This window comes from Bacillus sp. FSL M8-0277, assembly GCF_037975305.1.
Lineage (GTDB): Bacteria > Bacillota > Bacilli > Bacillales > Bacillaceae > Bacillus > Bacillus pumilus.
In genome coordinates this window covers 1,373,424-1,390,980 of sequence record NZ_CP150255.1, presented here as the reverse complement: position 1 = coordinate 1,390,980, position 17,557 = coordinate 1,373,424, and the positions used below count along the sequence as shown (strand labels likewise).

The window sequence follows — 17,557 nt, the reverse complement described above, 5'->3', positions numbered from 1 at the left end:
TTTTTAACATTTTGTGATATTTTCGTCTTGTTTCCATTCTGCTGTTGACAATGGTTCTTCACATGGTACAATAGTCAAGGATTTTTTAAAGAAAGGTGTTCATGATGGGAACTGTCGTACTATTAAATAACAATGAAATGACTGTGATTGAAGATATTTGCGAAGCTGATTTTTTAGACATGAAGCATGATTTGTCAAATGATGACGCAGCTTATATCTCTTGGTATGAAGATTACGATACTGCTTATGGATATTGATTTCATTTCATAGATGAAGCGTAAAAAAAGGCGATACAACCTAAGTTGGTTGATCGCCTTTTTACGTTTGCGTGCTTCTTTCACTTTCAGGTTCTACATGAATAAAGATTTGTGCATGCGGAAAATCTTGCTGAATCTTCTCTTCAATTCGATCACATAATTGATGAACATCTTCTATCGTTGTCTTGCCATCTACAATCAAATGAAAATCAATATATTCCTCTGCACCGGATCGTCTTGTTCGAAAGTCATGATATTCGATGAATTCTTGACTGAATCCTTGAATGATTGCTTCGATCGATTGTTCTTCCTCGGGCGTTAGCCGGGCGTCTACGAGCGGCGGGAAGGCTTCTTTCATGAGTTTAAATGCTTCACGCATAATAAAGAGAGCAAGTATCATTCCAATGATCGGATCTAAGAAATACCAGTCGGTTAATGCGACAAGCAATAAACTGAATGCGACCCCTAATGACGTATACACATCAGTTAACAGGTGCAATGCATTCGATTTCATGGCGACAGAATGTACTCGCTCTGCCTCTTTGTTCACAACCTTCGATACGATAAAATTGATGAGCGCGCCTATCAGCATCACCACAATGCCAAGTACAGGCAGCTTGACTGGCTCTGGATGCATTAATTTGTGAACACATTCGTAGATGATCCAAATGCCCGCAACGAAAATCAGTAAGGTCTCAATCGTTCCAGAAATATTTTCGACTTTTCCATGTCCATAAGGATGTTTAGAATCTGCTGGCTTTCTTGAAATACGAACAGAGATAAATGCAATAAAAGATGCCATTAAATCGAGAAAAGAATGAATGGCTTCTGATAAAACCGCAACAGATCCAGTGAGCAGACCTACAATGATTTTTAAGATGACAACAAATGTGTTACTCATCACGGATAGAAACGCTATTTTTGATGTCTTCGCTGATTGTTCCATTTATCGTCCTCCTTTAGGAGATCGTATGTCTATGAAAGCAATTCCCATGACCCTGATTCTCACGTTCTTTCAGTTTACACCGTTTTGCCGTTTTCTAATCATGTTATCGCAGCCTGTATTTTCTCGTGAGGTTACGCTATAATAAATGTTGCTCTTTCTTCAATATATCACTCATGCTGTGATGAATAGGAGAATAGACTACAGATAATGATATCCAGTGCCTTTCGCAGGTGACATTTATGCAGTGAATGGTAAAATAGGATAAAAACATAAATTTTTAAGGTGATGAGAAATGGAGCATTTGCTGAATCCAAGAGTAAAGGATATTGAAATTTCAGGCATTCGAACATTTTCAAATCTCGTATCGTCATATGAGGATGTCGTATCTTTGACGATAGGCCAGCCCGATTTTTATACGCCGCATCATGTCAAAACAGCTGCAAAAGCAGCCATTGACGAGAATTTTACTTCGTACACTCATAATGCTGGTTTCCTAGAGCTAAGACAAGCAATCCAGCACTACATCAAGAAGAAAGTCAACCTTGATTATGATGCAGAGTCAGAGATCATTGTGACGACAGGTGCAAGTCAAGCGATTGATGCTGCGTTTCGAACCATTTTGTCAGAGGGTGATGAAGTGATTTTACCTGGACCTGTCTACCCTGGCTATGAACCGATCATTCGAATGTGCGGGGGGAAGCCCGTACATATCGACACAACGAATGCTGGCTTTAAATTAAATGCCAAGCTGATTGAGGATGCATTAACGGAAAAGACAAAGTGTGTTGTGCTTCCTTATCCTTCAAACCCAACTGGTGTCACGCTTTCAGAAGAAGAATTGAACGAGATTGCCCAGCTCCTTGAAGGAAAAAACATCTTTATTTTATCCGATGAAATCTATAGCGAGCTGACATTTGACCGGCCGCATCATTCAATCGCTTCTTTCTTAAAGGAACAGACCATTGTGATTAACGGACTGTCTAAGTCTCATAGCATGACTGGTTGGAGAATTGGCTTTTTATTTGCTTCAGCTCCAATTGCTAAACATGTATTAAAAGTACATCAATATAACGTGTCTTGTGCCTCGGCTGTCTCACAAAAGGCGGCACTTGAAGCTGTGACAAATGGTGTGGATGATGCACTCATCATGAGAGAGCAATATAAGAAAAGGCTCGATTATGTATATGATCGGCTCATTTCTATGGGGCTTCCGGTCATTAAGCCTTCTGGCGCTTTTTATATTTTTCCATCCATTGAATCGTTTGGGATGAGTTCCTTTGATTTTTGTATGGAGCTGTTAGAAAGTACAAGACTTGCTGTCGTACCAGGGTCTGCTTTCTCTCCACTCGGCGAGGGGTATGTGCGTCTATCCTATGCTTATTCACTTGAAACACTGAAAGAAGGACTTGACCGCCTAGAACAATTCGTTCTTGAAAAGCGTTCTATTCATTTAACAGACTGAAACAACGGCTCTCCTGCCGTTGTTTTTATTTTGCAGGAAACATGATGTGAAATACGGTGCCCTTTTCGGGATGACTATCCACACGGATCGTCCCGTTGTGATTTTCTAAAATATTAAATGTCACCATAAGGCCAAGTCCAGTCCCTTTTTCCTTTGTCGTTAAAAAGGGCTCTCCTATTCGTTTCATGACCGATTCAGGAATGCCAACCCCTTCATCACGAATGGTGACGTGAATTCCATCTCTTTCTGCTTTGGCCGTAATGTCAACCTGCCCTCCGTCCGGCATGGATTCTACGGCATTTTTGATTAAATTGATAAACACCTGCTTGAGCTGATTTTGATCCCCGTTCATCAGGAGATCCTCTTCTATTTCACTTGTATTCATTAAAATGCCATTTAAGTTCGCTTGTGTTTCTAATAAAGCCGTGACTTCGCTGATGATTTTTTTCAAATCAAGTGTCTGCATCGATGCCGTTTGCTGCGGTTTTGCAAGCATGAGCAGCTCGCTTAAGATAATTTCTATCCGGCTCAGTTCAGAGAAAACAATCTCGAAATATTGATCCCGATCTTTTGTTTTCGGTTTAATGAGCTGCAAAAAGCCTTTGATGGCAGTCAATGGGTTCCTGATCTCATGTGCAATGCCCGCAGCCAATTGGCCTGCGATCGATAATTTTTCAGATCGGAGCATGAGCTCTTCTGTCTGCTTACGTTCGGATATATCTCTTAAAATAATTTGAACGGCTGTTTCTCCAAAAAATGTAGTTGGGATACACACCATTTCTGTATAAATCAGTTTGTGTTTAAACGTATGACAGCTCATCGTGACAATCTCAGAATCTGATGCTCTTTCAATAATACGTGATATGCTTTTTTTCACTTTTGGCTGGTCACAGGAATGGATTTGATGAAAAATATCTTTTCCTATTAATTTATCGTAATGCTCGGCTTCAAATAATTTAATGCCTGATTCATTCATAAACACCCATTTGTGATCGTGAATGACCGCAATCGTATCAATGGAGTTTTGGATGAGCAGCTGATACCGCTCCCGGCTTTTTTGCAGAACGGTTTGGAATTTCTTACGGGATGAGATGTCTACTAACAGCAAAAGCTCTGCCCGCTGATTTTGATAGATCGTTGGTGATGACTTCACTTCGATATGAATGCTGCTCCCATCTTTCCGCTTCCAAATCTGTTCAATCATTCCGACTGGAAGACCTTGTTGCAGCCTTGTAATTCGGCTTCTCACAATGTCATGGTACTCCTCAGCAATAAAGTCAAATGCAGTTTTGCCGATCATGTCATCTCTTGTACATACCCCCATTAATTGAAGCATCGCATCATTCGCATAAACAATTTCCCCTAAAATCGTAATACATAACGGATTTGGCAGCATGGCAATCAATTGTTCAGCTTCACTGACATGTTGGAAAGCCGGCAGACTGCCTAACGACTGTTCTGACACTTCTGATGTTGTTTGAAATGCTGCTTTTTGCGGTTCAGCGTCCAGCACCCTCATTTTTAGGATCATTTCTCTACTTAATTCACTGTCTAACTCATCACAAGCAACAAAATCAATACTAGCTTCAATCCATACAGCTGTTAGGTCACTTCTAAGCAGCCTAAAGTGGGAAATCTCTAGCATGTGCTGATTGTAGAAATAACTCTCGACGAGAAATTGATCTTCGGTATGAACAAAGTCTTTCAAAAAACACCCTAGTAAATCCTTTTGTTCATAGAGCAAAAGCTGCTTACAGTTAGAAGAAATGTAGAGAAAGCGGCCATTAGAAGAAAGAACGGCATGTAAATCGATATTCGAATAAAGCTGATTCGAATCTTTCATTTTTTGTTCCATCGTCGTCCGACCCTCCTTTTCATTTTTTAGGGTTGTCCTTAGATTGATGTATAAAAAAGATTCGCTAGAAAACCCGTATTTTCCTTCCGTCATCGAGGGAAACGTCCATATTTTCAGCAAAAAAGAGCACATTCTCTTGATGTGCTCTCTGCTGTTTACTGCTTTTCGTATTTCTTTTGTAATTCAACGTACTTATCAATAATTTTACTTGGGATGGTTTTAATGACGGAATCTTTGTCTGAGACATAAGGTGTCACGACACTAAAAGCTACTTTTGGATTGGACGATGGATAATATCCTCCAAAGGTTAAATTGTAAGTGGGGTTTCCCCACCAGCTGCGGTTAGCACCATAGTAAAAGGTTTGGGCCGTCCCTGTTTTTCCTGAGACATCATGCTGACCAAAGCGGCCAGCGGCAGTACCGCCGGTCGATGTGACCATTTTCAGTCCCATTTTGACGCGGTCAATATCTGCTTTCGAATTGTTAATCGTGTTCAATACCTTCGGCTCATATTTTTTCACGACTGGGCCTACTTCATCCTTCTTCGTTGGAAGGTGAACGCTTTTCACCACTCTTGGTTGAACGCGATTTCCTCCATTGGCGATCGTTGACATGTACTGGGCAACTTGAAGCGGTGTATACGTGTCATACTGCCCAATTGCTTCATCGAGCAAAAGTCCGCCGACCGTCTTCGGATGTGTCTGCATCCCGCTTGATTCCTGCGGCAAATCGATCCCTGTTTTCACGCCGAGGCCGAATTGCGCATAGTAGTTTCTCATTTTTTGCAGGTGCTCAGGTCTTGCCGGTAACGGACCATCCTTTTGATAAATGATGCCCGCCATTCTCATCGCTACTTGGAACATGTAGACGTTGGAACTTTTTTGGAGAGCCTGTAGATCATTGACCCATCCAAGAACTTTGTATGACCGTTTCGGCTTTCCACCACTCCCTGCAAAGTAGAGCGGTGTATCCATATAGGATTGGTTGTGCGACATTCCGTCCTGATAACCGCCAAGTACTGTGGCTCCTTTGATTACAGAGCCCATTTCGTACTGGGTCGTAAATGTTCCGATGGCATAATCAGTGACGTCTCTGCCGTCCATTTTCTTGCCAGACATCGCGAGAACATCCCCAGTGTTAGGGTCCATCATCACGACAAATGCACGGTCCATCATATAGTTTCTCGCACTAGCGGATCTAAGCTCTGATTCGACGATCTTGTCGACTTCCTTTTGCAGCTCCATATCAAATGTCAGTGCAAGATCAAGTCCTCTTCGTCCCTCTGTCCGCTTGATTTCATCGAGCAGCTTCCCGCCAACCTGAGTATATTGAACGGTCGCTTTCTCCGGGTTCAGAAAATCCTCGTATTGATACTCTAAATAGCTCTTCCCTACTCGGTCATTACGTGAGTAGCCTCTTGCCATATAGTAATCTTCACGCTCTTTTATAATCCCTTGCTCTGGTGTGGTCACACCGCCAAGTACATTATAAAGGGTCTTCTCATACGGATATTTTCTTGTCCAATCATTGATGACATTCACACCAGGTAGTTCATCAAGATGCTCTGATACAAGTGAAATCTCTTCATAGGTCAAACTCACAGATGATGCCTGCTTTGACTCTTTTGTTTCATCGAGTAAAGCAACTTTTTCGTCCCCTTTTTTCTCTTCATTTGGGTCCATTGCTTTCACGATTTGAGGCTCAAAGGCATATCCGCCTGTAAATCGACGATAGATCGCTGCAACTGCTTTTTCCTCTGCATTTTTTTCGATCGCCTTGACCTCTTCCTTAGGCACGCGCTCTACTTGAAGCGGATAGACATCTTTTGCTTTAAGATTCTTTTGCTCTGCTTTTGAAATGAGCTTATCCGCTTCTTTCGGATGGCTTGCCAGCCAAAAATCTCGAATGTCACGCTCTCTCAAAAAATCAGTATCCATTTTTATATAAGTCGCAAGTTTTCTTGCTACCTTAATCTTATCCTTCGCTTTTACACCGCTTTCTGATGTATAAACGATGGCAGGTACACTTTCATTATCAACGACGATTCTTCCTCTCGCGTCATACATTTTTCCTCTTGGTGACGGGTATGATGCTGTTTTGACCTCTGTTCGGTTAGCCTGCTTTTTATAATCCTCACCATTGACGATTTGCAGTACACCAAGCTTGATCACAAGCACAGCAAACAAACTAAAGACAGCGAAGAAAAAGAGATTAATCCTCCAGGCGTTCCGGCGCTTGAATTTTTTCTGCTCGGCACCACCTTGATGCTGTTTCTCTCCCACTTATGTAGCTCCTCTCATCCTTTCAATCTTTTACAATTACCACTCATTATTGTAACACTTTTGTAATAGTTGTTACAGCGAAACAAGCGAAAAAAAGCTGTCAATCCCTATTATGCAAAAAAATATACTAACACTTTAAAATATTGGTATGTTTATGTCGTTTTCATTAAATGGAAGAATTCCCTATCCTTTGATATGAGGCGGTTTTTTTTGTGACTTTAACAAAAATGACAAACAGGCATTGTCAATGGAGGATGCTGGTACGTTTATAACAAAAAGTCCATGTTATGATTTTCTGTGAGAAAACAAAACAAAGATTTTAGGAGGAGTTACAATATGAAGAAGAAATCATTCTTTTTTTCAGCGCTAACGGCTGCTGCACTCATCACGTTCACTGGGGGACATTCAGCTGATGCGAAGGAGCTTAACCTGAAACAAGTAATACATGTACAGCATCAAACCATTGATCTTCATACATTAGCTACAAAATTACATATCTCTTCAGATGTAAACAAGCTAAGCAAGTCGAATCAAAAAGAGATCGAAGCTCTTTTAAACAAGCTGATCAAAAGCGGTCAACCTGTTACTGGCACAAAAGTGGTAAAAGAAGTAAACAAAGCAAAAAATGAACAAAAACAAGAATCAGTGAAAAAACCTACTGCTTCTAAACCAAGTGCGCCAGCAAAACAAAATACAAACAACAATACAAAAGCTGATCAAAAAGACACAACGACAGCAAAAGCAGACAGCAGCTTGAATGCATTTGAAAAAGAAGTCGTTGAGCTTACAAACAAAGAGCGTGCAAAGCAAGGATTAAAAGCACTTTCTGTTGATTCAAAACTAAGCAAATCTGCTCGCGCAAAATCTCAAGATATGAAAGATAAAAACTATTTCTCTCATACAAGCCCAACTTACGGATCTCCATTTGATCAAATGAAGAAATTCGGGATCACTTACAAAACAGCAGGTGAAAACATTGCCCAAGGTCAAAGATCTCCACAGGAAGTGGTGACTGCTTGGATGAACAGTGAAGGTCATAGAGCCAATATCTTAAACAAAAACTATACACATATCGGTGTTGGTTATGTGAAATCTGGCAACTACTGGACGCAGCACTTCATCGGAAAATAAGTTATCTAAAAAGCCTGTCCCGAAGTAGGACAGGCTTTTTTATTTCACCCATAATTTATATATACTTTGTGTGCCGCTATTTTCTTCGCCCTGTTCGCGCAGCTTCTCATAAAGTGACTTCGCAAGTGAGAGCCCAGGCATCTCTTCTCCCATCAGCTCTGCTTCTTCAAGTGCAATGCCCATATCTTTAATAAAATGCTTCACGTAGAACCCTGGCTCGAAATCACCTTTCAGCATTCTTGGTGCAAGGTTTGACAAGGACCAGCTTCCTGCCGCACCCGTTGTGATGCTTTTGAGCACGTGCTCTGGATCAAGTCCTGATTTTTCGGCATAGGCCATAGCCTCTGCGACACCTACCATGCCTGCTGCAATCGCAATTTGGTTACACATTTTGGTATGCTGGCCGCTTCCTGCAGGTCCTTGATATTGAATGTTTTCGCCCATTTTCTCAAATAAGGGCAAACACGCTTCATAGGCTGATTTTTCTCCGCCAATCATAATGGCAAGCGTTGCATTTTTTGCACCTACGTCTCCGCCAGAAACTGGTGCATCTAATGCAAACAGCCCTTTTTCTTTCGCTTTCACTTCAATTTCTTTTGCCAGCTGAGGCTTCGATGTCGTCATATCTATCAGATAAGTACCAGGCGTAGCATGTGCCACAAGCCCCTCTTCACCTAAATAGATTTCTTCTACATCTGATGGATATCCTACCATTGTGATGACAGCATCTGCATGTTGTGCAATTTCCTTCACTTCCGGCTTCCATGATGCGCCTTTTTGAATGAGTGCATCTGCTTTCGCTTTTGTTCTTGTATAAACGAGAACTTCATAACCTGCATCCATTAAATGTTCTGCCATACTGCGTCCCATTACACCAATTCCAATAAAACCAACTGTTTTGATTTGTGTCATCACTTGTTCCTCCTTAAAGAGACTTTGTCAATCCACCATCAATGATAAGTGTTTGACCTGTCATGTATGTATTGGCTTCAGATAAAAGAAAGGCTGCATATGCTGCAAATTCCTCTGGCTGCCCATAACGGCCAAGCGGAATCGTACGTTCAGCCTGTGCTTTGATTTCTTCAACCGTTTGGTGCTCTGCCTGCGCGCGGTGCTTGTCGAGCTGTTTGACACGGTCTGTTTCAATTTTCCCTGGGGCTAACGTATTAATCAAAATCCCATCCTTAGCAAGCTCCTGAGCGGCTGTTTTTGTCCAGCCGGCAATAGCCGGTCTAAAAGTATTTGACAGCATCAAGCCTGGGATCGGTTCTTTTACTGACATAGACGCAATGTTTAACACGCGTGCACCGCGTTTTTTCAAATAAGGCAAGGCCTCTTTTAATAATCGAATATAGCTGAGTAAATGAAGCTGAAATGATTCCATCCAGTCTTCATCTGTTAAGGTTTCAAGCGTCCCTGTTTTAGGCCCGCCTGTATTGTTCACAAGAATGTCTACACACTTCTCATCACCAGCTGCCGCTTGAACTAGCGCCTTGATTTGCTGCGCGTCAGACACATCACATACTTGATAAGTCAGCTTTCCTTTTACAAGCGGAGATAATTCTTTCACCGTTTCTGTCAGCGTGTGCTCATGTCTTCCTGAAAGCATCACATCTGCTCCCTCTTTTGCTAGAGCAAAGGCAATCGCTTTTCCGATACCTTGACTACTTGCAGCGACCAATGCTTTTTTTCCAGATAAATTGACATTCATGTCAACACCTCCTTTGCTTTATTTTATCATACAAAAAGAACCTTGCTCACGTCGCAAGGTTCCTTTTCGCTTCTTTACAGCTTAAACCGATCTACTGCTTGACGTAATGCATTGCTGGATTCGTTCAGCATTTCAGTCGAGGTTTTCGTTCTTTCTAAAACTTGGACTTGTTCATCTGTAGACGCATGCACTTCCTCAGCTGAAGCCGCCGATTCTTCTGAAATTGCAGCAATGCTTTGAATGGAGTCACTCATCTTCTGCTGTTCTTCTGTCATTTCATTGATCTGTGTATGAATGCTGTCGATTGTACCGACAAGTGCCTGCATTTCCATTGTGATGCTGCTCAGTGCCTCACCTGTTGCATTAATGGCGTCACCTTGTTCCTCATTCATCTTACTTGCTGCTGTCATCGCTTCAGCCGCCTTCTTCGATTCATTTTGAATGAGTTTGACGGTTTCACTAATGTGTTTTGTTGATTGCGCAGATTGTTCAGCAAGCTTTCTGACTTCTTCTGCAACAACAGCAAATCCTCGTCCGCTTTCTCCAGCTCTCGCTGCTTCAATGCTTGCATTCAGTGCAAGTAAATTCGTTTGATCCGAGATTTGAGAAATGGCTGTCACCACGTTTTCGATATTTTTCGTTTTATGCTCAAGGTCTAGCAGCATTTGCTCTACCTTTTTCGATTCTTCGTTCGCTTGTGTTGATTTTTGAACGAGCACACCAAGTGCATCAAGCCCTTTATAGCTTGCATCCTCAGATGATTTTGAGTTGGTTTGCATTTGTGAGGCAAGCTCACCCATATGGCGCACTTTCTCATACAATTGCTCTGATTTCTCATTAATTGTTTCTGCATCTGATGCCTGCTTAGATGCCCCTGTAGCCACCTCTTGAATGGCGGTTGCAATCTGTTCGCTCGACAGCAAGGTTTCATTTGAAATTTGTGTGACTTCATCAGTTGATGTCACTACTTGGTCTGAAGCCCCTTTCACTTTTTCAATTAACTCTCTAATTCCTTCGGTCATTTGATTAAAGCTCTTTGTTAGGAAACCAATCTCATCTTGAGATTTCGTTTCAAGTGAGCTGGTTAAATCACCTTCAGATACTTTACGCACATGCTCGATCAGACGCTTGATTGGCGTTGTAATGCTTTTTGCTAATAAGAAACTGAGAATGATCGCAAGAATAATGGCAATCACTGAAATAATGATGCTCGTCTGATTCATTTGTTCTGTGATCCAAAGCAGTTTCTTTTTCTCAAAGCTGACACCTATTGTCCAGTCTGCCTCTTTGATTTTAGAAATGACCGTCAGTTCTTTATTATCATCAATACCGGAATTGTCGATCGCTTTTTTTACAGAAGCAATTTTTGATATGTTTTTTCCTTGCTCAGTTGGATGTGCCAAAATCGTTCCTTTGCCATCAACTAAGAAAGCAGTTCCCATATAAGGGATCTTTTGTTCCTTAATATATGATTGAATGGAAGACAGCTTTAAATCAAGTCCTGCGACGCCAACAACCTTTCCATTTCGCACAATTGCCTTGGTGGCTGAGACAACCATTTCATTCGTTGCTTTATCAATGTACGGATCTGTCCAGATGACTTCATCAGGCTTTTCAGCAGAATTAATAAACCAATCTCTCTTTGTTGGATCATATCCCTCGCCAAAATCAGATTCTGGGAAGGCAAACATTTTGCCGCCACTTGTTCCTATATAGGCAAGTGAGATCAGTTCATCCTGCTCCTGCAAGCCTTTTAGTTCATCGTTTTCAAAGGCTAATGTTTGTTTTGTTTGCTTTTGGGCAAAATCTTTTGTCAGTGTACTTGTTGCCAGTCTGTTTATTGTATCCCCGTAATTATCAAGCTTTTGAGCAATAATATCTCTCATGCTTTCTGCTGTTGCTGCTGTAGTCGTTTTTGCATCCCGTTCAATGAGTGGTCTCAATACTATGTTGGAACCCACTTGAACTGCCACAACGGTTAATATTAAAATAACTGAGATAAAAACAGCTATTCTCACTTGAAGTTTCTTAAACATCTCATCACCCCTACATCCTACTTTCGTATCTTATTTTGTATATCGGCAAAATTGATACCGCATTCAATAGTTGCAAGAAAATTTAAATAGAAAAAACAAGCCCTAAAGGCTTGCTTTAAGTGAAATATTCAATTTTCGCAGACGGAAAGTACCGATCAATATATGATTCTAAAGTCCGCCTTAACTCTTGTTCCTCATCTTTTTGATAGATATATTTCCCAATCCCATATCTACCCCACTTGTATCTTCTTTTTTCTTCATCTAATTCTAATTTTGATTTCGGATAGTTTTTTTGGATGACACGCTTCGCTGGTTTTGTAAAACGATGCTGGATCATTTCAAAGGTGATATCGTGCCTCACATCTTCAGGAAGGGCTGCATCTAGCTTTTCAAAAAGAACTTTATACCCTTCCTGCCAGCCTTCATGAATGTAAATTGGGGCAATAATAAAGCCAAGAGGATAGCCTGCCTTTGCGACCTTGACAGCCGCTTCAATCCGCTGATCAAGCGGTGATGTTCCAGGTTCGAAATATTTAATGACATAATCCGCATTGATGCTAAAACGGAATCTTGTCCGGCCATTATGCTTTGCATCAAGTAAATGATCGACATGATGAAATTTGGTCACAAAGCGAAGCTTACCAAGATCAGTTTGGCCGAAGTATTCAATCGCTTTCTTTAGTGTATGTGTCAAATGGTCAATTCCTACAATATCTGACGTACAAGAAGCTTCGAATCTCGTGATATCCGGCGCACGCTCATTCATGTACTGCTCCGCCTGATCTAATATTTCTTCAACATTCACATATGTTCGAATGTATGGCTTACTTCCCATCGTCGTTTGCAGGTAGCAATAATGGCAATGCCCCATACAGCCTGTTGCAAATGGGATCGCATACTCCGCAGATGGTTTAGACGTATCAAACTTCAACGTTTTCCTCACACCAATGACAAGCGTTGATTTCGCATTACGATACTTTTGTAAGTCATTTTTACCCGGAATATTTCTTACTTGGTTATGTGAAGTCGTTTCTCTTATTTCAATACCCATCCCCTCGAACTTTTCCTTCAGCTCTCGTCCTAACGGGTACTCTAACGCCCGTGGTTCAATGTACACAAGCTGGGGCACAAAAGGTTTGATCATATTTAGCACATCCTTACCTTATAGGTTTTCATACCGTTACTTTAACCGTGCAAGATGGCTTTTATCCTTTCTAAAATCTCCCTTATTCAAATAAATCTTGATAAAGAGCTTCTGCTTCTTCATATGTCGGAAAGACCGCATCATCTGGAGCTAAAGGATGGTACGTTTCAAGTAAGAATAGGGCAAGCTCCTCTTCGTTGTATGGATGTGAAACGATTTCTGCTTCTTTGATTTGTGCTACGTTTGCTGCATGTGGATTTCGATAAATCACATATACTTGATCACCCGGTTTATAGTCTGAGAAAGGCAATCTGGTCACCTCCATTTTTCTTATAGAATGCCCTTCTCTCTGACGGATATGACCCAATATGATAAAATTCGACAAAAAAACCAGACAGGGTTACTGTCTGGTTTGAATTCACTTAGTTATGTTGAAACGTTTTCTTCACGAAATCAACCACTTCTTCTGTCGTGCTAAGTGATAAAATATGCTCTTTAAATGATGCAGCTTCTTCCTTAGAAAGCTTGCTTAGCTGAGTTCTTGCTGGAAGAATAGATGTTGCACTCATTGAGAATTCATCTAATCCTAATCCAAGAAGAAGAGGAATTGCGATTTCATCTCCTGCCATCTCTCCGCACATGCCAACCCATTTACCTTCTTTATGCGCTGCTTCAATAACAAGCGTAATCAGACGTAAAATCGCTGGATTGTAAGGCTGGTAAAGATAAGACACTCGTTCGTTCATTCGATCAGCAGCCATTGTGTATTGAATCAAGTCATTCGTTCCAATACTGAAGAAATCCACTTCTTTTGCAAATTGGTCTGCAATGACAGCTGTTGATGGAATTTCTACCATTATACCGATTTCAATGGAATCGGATACGTCTGTACCAGCGGCAACCAATGCTTCTTTTTCTTCAAGTAAAATGGCTTTTGCTTCTCTAAATTCTGATAACGTCGCGATCATAGGGAACATGATTTTCAAGTTTCCATATGTACTTGCACGAAGTAAGGCGCGTAGCTGTGTTCTGAAAATCTCCTGTTCTTCGAGGCAAAGGCGGATCGCTCTAAAGCCAAGAAACGGGTTCATTTCTTTTGGAAGCTGCAAGTAAGGGAGTTCTTTATCGCCACCAATATCTAGTGTGCGGACAACCACTGCTTTGCCTTCCATTTTCTCTAAAACAGTTTTATACGCATCGAACTGCTCTTCTTCTGTAGGAAGCTGATCTCTGCCCATGTATAAAAATTCTGTACGGTACAATCCGACTGCTTCGCCGCCATTTTCAAGCACACCTTTTACATCTTCAGGTGTTCCGATATTTGCAGCTAGCTCTACGTGAACGCCGTCTTTTGTGACCGTTGGCTGGTCAACCAGTTTCGCCCATTCCGCTTTTTTAGCTAAATAGTCTTCATGCTTTTTTTGATACGCTTTCACTTCATCTTCAGAAGGCTGAATGATGACGTCTCCGCTAATACCATCAACAATGATCAGATCACCATTTTTCACCGTTTTTGTTGCTTCTTTTGTTCCAACAACAGCTGGAATCTCCATTGATCTTGCCATAATCGCTGAGTGAGAAGTACGACCGCCGATATCTGTCGCAAACCCTTTGACGAATTGTCTGTTTAGCTGAGCAGTATCAGAAGGAGTTAAATCTTCAGCAATGATGACCACTTCTTCAGAAATCATGCTTGGATTCGGAATGTCAACGCCTAGCAAATGTCCAATTACACGTTTTGTTACGTCGCGAATATCCGCTGCACGTTCCTTCATGTATTCATTGTCCATTGCTTCGAACATCGTAACAAACATTGTCGCTGTTTCTTTTAAAGCAAATTCAGCATTTACTTTATCAGAGTTGATTTTATCCTTTACTGGGTTTAGCAGCTCTGGATCACTTAACACAAGAAGGTGTGCAGAAAAGATATCTGCTTTGTCTTGGCCAAGCTCTTTTAGCGCATGTTCTTTAATTGCTTCAAGTTCTTGTTTAGAAACATGAATTGCTTCTTCAAAACGCTTCACTTCTGTCTCTGGATCGTTGATGTCTTTTTGGTGAACTGTTAAATCTGGTTCTTCCAGACGATATGCTTTTGCAATCGCAACGCCTGCTGAAGCACCGATTCCTTTCAGTTGTTGCATTACTCGCCTAGGCCTTCACTTTTCATTGTGTCTTTAAGCGCAGCAAGTGCATCATTTTCATCAGAACCAGAAGCAGAGATTGTGATTGTAGCACCTTTCGCAATTCCTAGAGACATTACACCCATAATAGATTTCAGGTTCACTGTTTTACCATTATATTCTAAGTTGATATCAGCATCATATTTACTAGCAGTTTGTACAAGTACTGTTGCAGGACGTGCGTGAATTCCAGAATCTGCAGTTACTTTGAATGTTTGTTGAGCCATTTTTATCAATCTCCTTTTTATACAATTAATACATCCACAATATTATATCATACTGCCGAGCTTGTCATCTAACAAGAACGGCAGTTATGAAAATTATTTTGAAATTTTCATGATGTTTTCTTGACCAGCTTTGATTTCACCGGCTTCTTGAAGGTCAATAAATTGTCCTTCACTTAAGTTGGTAAATACAATTGGTGTCATTAAAGATGGTACTTCAGACTTAATTTTATCAATATCAACCTCTAAGAGTTTTTGACCGATTTCTACTTGATCTCCCTCTTGTACAAATGCTTCAAATCCTTCTCCTTTGAGGCTGACCGTATCAATACCGAAGTGGATCAAAATTTCAAGTCCACCGTCAGATTGTAGGCCAATTGCGTGTTTCGTTGGGAATACATTTAAGATCTTCCCTTTCACCGGTGAAACCACCGTTCCATCTGTTGGCAAGATGGCGAAACCGTCACCCATCATTTTCCCTGAGAATACTTGATCTGGTACATCTGTAATCGGATGAAGCTCCCCTGTAATTGGTGATGCAAAAATTTCTTCACCTAGTTCGTTTTGAAGCGGTTTTGCAATGACCTCTTCGACCTGCTGGCTGACTTCTTCTTTTGCAGAAGGATCTTTCGCTGGACGAGGCGTGCGGCCTGCAATGATGTCCTGCATTTGTGTTTTTAAATTATCAGAGCGAGGACCGAAGATGGCCTGGATGTTGTTCCCTACTTCGAGAACTCCTGAAGCACCAAGCTTTTTCAAGCGGTCCTTGTCCACTTTCTTCTGATCATTAACAGTGACACGTAAACGCGTAATACAAGCATCAAGGTGTTTAATGTTTTCTTGGTCACCCATTGCTTCAAGAATTTCATAAGGTAAGTCATTACCCTTTTCAGACTTAGCACTATCTGCACCGTCAGCTGCTTCATCCTCGCGGCCTGGCGTTTTCAGATTAAATTTGCGAATGGCGAATCTAAATCCGAAGTAATAAATAGCAGCAAGTGCGAGACCAACTGGAATCACAAGCCACCAAGCGGTTCTGTTTGGCAAGATACCGAATAAGAAGAAATCGATTAATCCTCCTGAGAAGGTCATACCGATTTTCACGTTTAGAATATCCATTATCATAAAGGATAATCCAGCAAATACACAGTGGATTGCAAATAACACTGGTGCAACAAACAAGAATGAGAATTCAAGTGGTTCAGTAATCCCTGTTAGGAAAGAAGTCAGGGCTGCTGATCCCATAATTCCTGCGACAAGCTTTTTATTCTTTGGTTTTGCTTCATGGTAAATCGCAAGTGCTGCTGCTGGGAGACCAAACATCATGAACGGATATTTCCCTGTCATGAATGTACCAGCTGTCAGCTGAACACCATCTTTGATTTGAGCCATAAAGATACGCTGATCACCACGGATAATATCTCCTGATAAGCTCTTATAGCTAAAGAACTCATACCAGAATGGCGCGTAGAATATGTGGTGCAGACCAAACGGAATTAATGAGCGTTCAATGACACCGAATACAAAGGCAGCAAGCGGCTCATTCGCTGCAAGCAGTCCTGTTGAAAATGAGTTCAGTGCACCTTGGATTGGCGGCCAAATGACTAGCATCAAAAGCCCTAAAATAAGTGCTGAAATAGATGTAACAATTGGAACAAAACGCTTACCGGCAAAGAAGCCAAGATATTGCGGAAGCTCAATTTTGTAAAATTTATTAAACATATAAGCTGCTAATACCCCGACAATAATCCCGCCAAAAACTCCGGTAGACAAGGTCGGTATGCCGAGCATATTAACATATGCTGGGTGGCTTTCCTTAAAGAACTTAGCCAATTTGATTGAATCGGATGGAATGGATCCGTTGGCCATTAATACGGCACTCATCGTTACGTTCATGACAAGATAACCGATAATTGCGGCAATCCCTGCCACACCGTCTCCATTAGCAAGACCGATGGCAACCCCTACAGCAAATAAGAGCGGAAGATTCGAGAAGACAATGTTCCCCGCATTTTCCATGACGCTTGCAACAAGCTGAATTGTATCATTGCTTAAAAATTGAGCCACATCGATCAGCTGCGGATTTTGCATCGCATTCCCAAGTGCTAGTAAAATACCAGCAGCAGGAAGGATCGCAACTGGAAGCATAAGTGCTCGTCCAATTTTTTGCAACACACCAAAAAGTGATTTAAACACTAGTTGAACCTCCTTTTATTTTCGCTTACAACATACAAGCGGGACGCTCCCTGACATACATTTCATAGTTAACCGTTTACATTTCACTTTCAAACACAAAAAAAGGCATGGTGATATAAGGTTGCGCAAATAA

Annotated in this window: 14 protein-coding genes; 3 read left to right on the top strand and 11 right to left on the bottom strand. The window is 41.2% G+C overall.

Features of this window, described 5'->3' with window-relative positions; translation table 11 throughout:
- The first annotated feature begins 104 nt into the window (after nucleotides 1–104).
- Nucleotides 105–257, top strand: coding sequence for a hypothetical protein (locus tag MKZ05_RS06825; RefSeq protein ID WP_170965990.1), 153 nt, complete (start codon nucleotides 105–107; stop codon nucleotides 255–257).
- A gap of 61 nt (nucleotides 258–318) precedes the next feature.
- Here MKZ05_RS06825 and MKZ05_RS06820 read toward each other — a convergent pair whose 3' ends face one another.
- Nucleotides 319–1,203, bottom strand: a complete 885-nt coding sequence (locus MKZ05_RS06820) for a cation diffusion facilitator family transporter (RefSeq protein WP_137054701.1) — start codon at nucleotides 1,201–1,203, stop codon at nucleotides 319–321.
- 292 nt (nucleotides 1,204–1,495) lie between these two features.
- Between MKZ05_RS06820 and MKZ05_RS06815 the strand changes: the two genes are divergently transcribed.
- Nucleotides 1,496–2,665, top strand: coding sequence for an aminotransferase A (locus MKZ05_RS06815; protein WP_137054702.1), 1,170 nt, complete (start codon nucleotides 1,496–1,498; stop codon nucleotides 2,663–2,665).
- A 25-nt stretch (nucleotides 2,666–2,690) separates the two neighbouring features.
- Here MKZ05_RS06815 and MKZ05_RS06810 read toward each other — a convergent pair whose 3' ends face one another.
- Together MKZ05_RS06810 and MKZ05_RS06805 are read right to left on the bottom strand one after the other, a co-directional pair.
- Entirely contained in the window at nucleotides 2,691–4,520 is a 1,830-nt protein-coding gene (locus MKZ05_RS06810) for a PAS domain-containing sensor histidine kinase (RefSeq protein WP_137054703.1), read from the bottom strand.
- Between the two features lie 155 nt (nucleotides 4,521–4,675).
- Nucleotides 4,676–6,802 carry a penicillin-binding protein 2 gene (locus MKZ05_RS06805; protein ID WP_050945152.1) on the bottom strand — a complete coding sequence of 709 codons (2,127 nt, stop codon included), beginning with the start codon at nucleotides 6,800–6,802 and terminating at the stop codon, nucleotides 4,676–4,678.
- A gap of 336 nt (nucleotides 6,803–7,138) precedes the next feature.
- Between MKZ05_RS06805 and MKZ05_RS06800 the strand changes: the two genes are divergently transcribed.
- Nucleotides 7,139–7,933, top strand: coding sequence for a CAP domain-containing protein (locus tag MKZ05_RS06800; RefSeq protein ID WP_339161953.1), 795 nt, complete (start codon nucleotides 7,139–7,141; stop codon nucleotides 7,931–7,933).
- A gap of 39 nt (nucleotides 7,934–7,972) precedes the next feature.
- Here the strand turns inward: MKZ05_RS06800 and MKZ05_RS06795 are convergent, their stop codons facing one another.
- The 8 genes from MKZ05_RS06795 to ptsG form a co-directional block, all read right to left on the bottom strand.
- A complete protein-coding gene (locus MKZ05_RS06795) occupies nucleotides 7,973–8,845 on the bottom strand; it encodes an NAD(P)-dependent oxidoreductase (protein ID WP_003211880.1) in 873 nt (290 codons plus the stop codon).
- Between the two features lie 13 nt (nucleotides 8,846–8,858).
- The gene (locus MKZ05_RS06790; protein WP_106029799.1) at nucleotides 8,859–9,644 is read right to left on the bottom strand and encodes an SDR family oxidoreductase; all 786 of its coding nucleotides are present in this window, start codon (nucleotides 9,642–9,644) and stop codon (nucleotides 8,859–8,861) included.
- A 74-nt stretch (nucleotides 9,645–9,718) separates the two neighbouring features.
- Nucleotides 9,719–11,680: a methyl-accepting chemotaxis protein gene (locus MKZ05_RS06785; protein WP_212045809.1), complete on the bottom strand. Its 1,962-nt coding sequence runs from the start codon at nucleotides 11,678–11,680 to the stop codon at nucleotides 9,719–9,721.
- A gap of 115 nt (nucleotides 11,681–11,795) precedes the next feature.
- The gene (gene splB, locus MKZ05_RS06780) at nucleotides 11,796–12,824 is read right to left on the bottom strand and encodes a spore photoproduct lyase (protein ID WP_309216606.1); all 1,029 of its coding nucleotides are present in this window, start codon (nucleotides 12,822–12,824) and stop codon (nucleotides 11,796–11,798) included.
- Nucleotides 12,825–12,906: 82 nt separating this feature from the next.
- Nucleotides 12,907–13,149, bottom strand: coding sequence for a transcriptional regulator SplA domain-containing protein (locus MKZ05_RS06775; RefSeq protein ID WP_044331928.1), 243 nt, complete (start codon nucleotides 13,147–13,149; stop codon nucleotides 12,907–12,909).
- 97 nt (nucleotides 13,150–13,246) lie between these two features.
- Nucleotides 13,247–14,965, bottom strand: a complete 1,719-nt coding sequence (gene ptsP / locus MKZ05_RS06770; protein ID WP_106029802.1) for a phosphoenolpyruvate--protein phosphotransferase — start codon at nucleotides 14,963–14,965, stop codon at nucleotides 13,247–13,249.
- Nucleotides 14,965–15,231: a phosphocarrier protein HPr gene (locus MKZ05_RS06765; protein WP_003211078.1), complete on the bottom strand. Its 267-nt coding sequence runs from the start codon at nucleotides 15,229–15,231 to the stop codon at nucleotides 14,965–14,967. Before MKZ05_RS06765 ends, ptsP begins: the two co-directional genes overlap by 1 nt.
- Before the next feature lie 93 nt (nucleotides 15,232–15,324).
- A complete protein-coding gene (ptsG, locus tag MKZ05_RS06760) occupies nucleotides 15,325–17,424 on the bottom strand; it encodes a glucose-specific PTS transporter subunit IIBC (RefSeq protein WP_003210849.1) in 2,100 nt (699 codons plus the stop codon).
- Nucleotides 17,425–17,557: the final 133 nt, after the last annotated feature.